The 3,181-nt window shown below is 73.3% G+C and carries 4 protein-coding genes and 1 pseudogene; 2 read left to right on the top strand and 3 right to left on the bottom strand.

Annotated elements, in window-relative coordinates:
- Together JHN63_RS51200 and JHN63_RS51195 are read right to left on the bottom strand one after the other, a co-directional pair.
- On the bottom strand, positions 1-370 hold a 370-nt coding region (locus JHN63_RS51200), incomplete at its 3' end, for a phage holin family protein (RefSeq protein ID WP_200691961.1).
- Positions 371-452: 82 nt separating this feature from the next.
- Positions 453-884 (bottom strand): hypothetical protein, encoded by a 432-nt coding sequence (locus JHN63_RS51195; RefSeq protein WP_200691960.1) that lies wholly within the window; start codon positions 882-884, stop codon positions 453-455.
- Positions 885-969: 85 nt separating this feature from the next.
- On the opposite strand from JHN63_RS51195, the gene JHN63_RS51190 reads away from it, so the two are divergent.
- On the top strand, positions 970-1,743 hold the full coding sequence (locus JHN63_RS51190; RefSeq protein WP_200691959.1) for an MBL fold metallo-hydrolase: 774 nt from the start codon (positions 970-972) through the stop codon (positions 1,741-1,743).
- Positions 1,740-2,373, top strand: a pseudogene (locus tag JHN63_RS51185) (DedA family protein). The gene JHN63_RS51190 and the pseudogene JHN63_RS51185 overlap by 4 nt, the downstream one beginning before the upstream one ends.
- On the opposite strand, the gene JHN63_RS51180 reads toward JHN63_RS51185, so the two are convergent.
- The coding region (locus JHN63_RS51180) for an MBL fold metallo-hydrolase (protein WP_200691958.1) at positions 2,370-3,181 on the bottom strand (812 nt) is incomplete at its 5' end. The pseudogene JHN63_RS51185 and the gene JHN63_RS51180 sit on opposite strands and share 4 nt — an antisense overlap.

Genomic DNA, 3,181 nt, shown 5'->3' with positions numbered 1-3,181 from the left:
CCTGCGCATCAACCCCGACGGCGGGCTGCGCGGCCAGGTCGCCCCCGAGACCGCCGTCGGGGTTGATGCGCAGGGCGATCAGCAGCAGCGAGCCGTTGAGCACGAAGACGAGGAGGCCGAGGACGAGCGCGGGCACCAGCAGCAACAGGCGTACCAGCAGCGGCCAGACCAGGGCCGACAGCACACCGAAGGCACCGGCGCCGAGCGCCGCCGTGACGGCGATGCGGGTGGCGCTGTCGCCGTCCGCGGACTGGAGCTGGAAGTCCGGCAGGATCCCGGCGAGCACCAGCATGGTGACCGTGGAGACGGCCCACACCGCGATGCTCCGCCCGACCTGACTGGCGAGCCGCCGCCAACGCCCTCCGCCCACGCCCCGTACACCTCACGTCCCGGGCCCGTCGACCTGGCGGGCCTGTCCCCAGCCTGTCATACGGGACGCGGGGACCCCCGGGCTAGCGGCCGTCGTAGCCGGCCGTCGGCATCGACAGCCGCCGGTGCACGCAGGCCTTCGCCTGGGCGTCGTACGAGGGTTCCGCGCGGCCCACCGTCTCGATCCGCACCCCGCGGCGCGCGCACTCGTCGGTGAACTCCTCGACGGAGGACAGCGCGCTCTCCAGGACGCGACGGCTGGGGGCGACGAACAGGTCGAGGCCGGGGCGGACGCCGTCCCACAGGGCGCTGTGGTCGGGGCGCAGGGCGCGCACGAGGAGTTCGCGGGCGATCACATAGCCGTGGTCGGCGGCCCAGCGGGCGCACATCGCGTGCTGGCTGCGGGAGTCGACCAGGAAGGGGTCCTCGTCCAGCTCCTCCAGCGGCGTCAGGCTGGCGATCGCCGTGACCCTGACCCGCGAGAGCATGCCCGAGGCACCGCGTACCTGTCCCATGGCGTCCCCCTCACCTCCGGGTTTCGCCGCCGACCCTACTCCTGCCCGTAGGCTTCGGGGGAGTCGCGCGAAGGAGGCAAAGAAGGTGCCGGTGGAGATCACCTGGTGGGGTCACGCCACCTGCACGATCGAGGACTCGGACGTACGCGTCCTCACCGACCCCCTGTTCGCCCGCCGGCTCGCGCATCTACGACGCCGCCGGGGCGCGGTGCCGCCGCCCGAGGCCCGGCGCGCGGACCTGGCGCTCGTCTCCCATCTGCACGCCGACCACCTGCACCTTCCCTCGCTCGGCGCCCTCGCCCCGGGCACGCGCCTGCTCGTGCCCCGGGGCGCACTCCGGGCGGTGCCCGGGCTGCGCAGGCTCCGACAGCTGCGGATCGACGAGGTGTCCCCCGGCGACCGGACGACGGTCGGTGACCTGGTGGTACGGGCCGTGCCCGCACGGCACGACGGGCGGCGGCTGCCGGTCGGACCGCACCGCTCCCCCGCGCTGGGCTACGTCGTGGAGGGCGAGGCGCGCACCTACTTCGCCGGGGACACCGGGCTGTTCGACGACATGGCCAAGGAGGTCGGGCCCGTCGACGTGGCGCTGCTGCCGGTGGGCGGCTGGGGTCCGTATCTCGGCGAGGGGCATCTGGACGCGGGGCGCGCGGCCCAGGCGCTGGCACGTCTCTCGCCGCGCAGTGCGGTGCCGGTGCACTACGGCACGTACTGGCCGATCGGGATGGACGCGGTGCGCCCGCACGAATTCCACACGCCGGGCGAGGAGTTCGCGCGGATCGCGGCGCAGCTCGCGCCCTCGGTGGCGGTGCACCGGCTGGGGCACGGGGAGAGCGTGCGTCCGGAGGTCGCCCGGTGAGCTGGATCGCCCAGGCGGTGTCCGCGACGGCGACGACGTCGCCCGAGTCGACCCAACAGGCCATCGGTTACCCGACGTTGTTCCTGCTGGTGCTGTTCGGGGCGCTGGTGCCGGTGATTCCGACGGGGGCGCTGGTGAGTTCGGCGGCCGTGGTCGCGTTCCACCAGACGGCGCCGTTCGCGCTGGCGCTGGTGTTCGTGACGGCGTCGCTGGCCGCGTTCCTGGGAGACATGGCGCTGTACTGGCTGGGTCGGCGCGGGATGGGGTCGAAGAACGGCTCGCGCTGGCTGGAGGCGATCCGCTCGCGGGCGCCGGAGGAGCGGCTCGCGCAGGCGCAGGAGAAGCTGGCCGACCACGGGGTGACGGTGCTGGTGCTGTCCCGGATGGTGCCGGCGGGCCGTATCCCGGTGATGCTGGCGTGTCTGCTGGCCGAGTGGCCCATCCGCCGGTTCGCCCGGGGCAACGCGCCTGCCTGTCTGGCCTGGGCGGTCACGTATCAACTGATCGGCATTCTCGGCGGTTCGCTGTTCCCCGAGCCGTGGGAGGGCGTGGGCCGCGGTCGCGCTGACCGTGGTGATCAGCGCGGCCCCGACCGTGTGGCGCAGGGTGCGGAGGACAACTCCCGCCTAGGTGAGCACTCTTGAGCCTCCCACCGGCAGATCCCACAGGTTCTCGCGCGCCAACTCGGCCTTCTCCCAGGCCGCCTTGACCCGGGTGAGCGGTTCGAGGACCGGCTCGGCGGAGAGGACGAACGTGCCCCAGTGCATGGGGGCCATGCGCCGTGCGCCCAGGTCCTGGGCCGCCTGTACCGCTTCCTCCGGGTCGCAGTGGACGTCCCTGAGCCACCAGCGTGGGTCGTACGCGCCGATGGGCAGCAGGGCGAGGTCGATGCCGGGGTAGCGGCGGCCGATGCGGGAGAACCAGTGGCCGTAGCCGGTGTCGCCCGCGAAGTAGACGCGCTGTCCGTCCGGTGCGGTCATCACCCAACCGCCCCACAGGGAGCGGCAGGTGTCGGTGAGGCTGCGCTTGGACCAGTGGTGGGCGGGGACGAAGTCGAGCCGTACGCCGTCGAGTTGGGCCGCTTCCCACCAGTCCAGTTCGGTGACGCGGGTGAATCTGCGGCGTCGGAACCAGCTGCCGAGGCCGGCCGGGGCGAACACCGGGGTGTGGCGCGGGAGTCGGCGCAGGGTGGGGGCGTCGAGGTGGTCGTAGTGGTTGTGGCTGATGACGACGGCGTCGATCGGCGGGAGTGCTTCCCAGGCCACTCCCACGGGGGTGATGCGGGCCGGGGTGCCGAGGATGCGGCGGGACCAGACCGGGTCGGTGAGGATGGTCAGCCCGCCGATCCGCACCACCCAACTGGCGTGCCCCGCCCAGGTGACGGCGACGGTCAGCGAGTCGACCTGGGGCAACGGCTCGGGGGCGAAGGGGAGTCGGG

Source organism: Streptomyces sp. MBT65, from assembly GCF_016612545.1.
Classification (GTDB): Bacteria; Actinomycetota; Actinomycetes; order Streptomycetales; family Streptomycetaceae; genus Streptomyces.
Note: the sequence above shows the minus strand (reverse complement) of the source record. Positions and strands in the feature narration are given on the sequence as shown.